The organism is Oceaniovalibus sp. ACAM 378 (assembly GCF_008085915.1).
Classification (GTDB): domain Bacteria; phylum Pseudomonadota; class Alphaproteobacteria; order Rhodobacterales; family Rhodobacteraceae; genus Oceaniglobus.
In genome coordinates, this window is record NZ_VSJK01000101.1 from 1 (window position 1) to 480 (window position 480).

Here is a 480-nt window from a genome sequence, read left to right on the forward strand (position 1 = left end):
CAGCCTCCTGCTCTTTGATCATCCCGATAATCTGCGCTTCGGTGAAACGGCTTTTCCTCATCTCGTCTGCTCCTTCAGGTTGGGCAGACTCTACATCAGACTGAGGGAACTTCCGGGGGGCAGGTCAGGCGGGAGTGATGCCGCCGATTCCCATATTCGGGCGGTCGTTGTTGTAAGTCCATAGCAATTGTGTGGCGTGATCTTGAGCCTCCTCGATGCTGTCGATGACGTATTGATCCAACCATTCATGCCGGACCGTCCGGCTGTGACGCTCGATGTAGGCGTTCTGTTGAGGCTTTCCGGGTTGGATATGTAGGATGTTAATCCCTTGTTCCTCAGCCCATTTCATCAACTGCGTGTTTCGCGTGATGATGGGCAGCGATTTCGGGTGATGATGGGCACGTATTTCACGCGAAGGTGGGCAGTGATTTCGCGTGATGGTGGGCAGGTCTGGTCGGTAAACTGAGGATAGATGCCCCT

The 480-nt window shown here is 54.4% G+C and carries 1 protein-coding gene; it reads right to left on the minus strand.

Annotated features, from left to right (window positions below; all coding sequences use genetic code 11):
* Window positions 1–124 precede the first annotated feature (124 nt).
* Window positions 125–480 (minus strand): transposase (locus FQ320_RS26775; protein WP_255509735.1); only part of this gene is annotated, 356 nt, incomplete at its 5' end.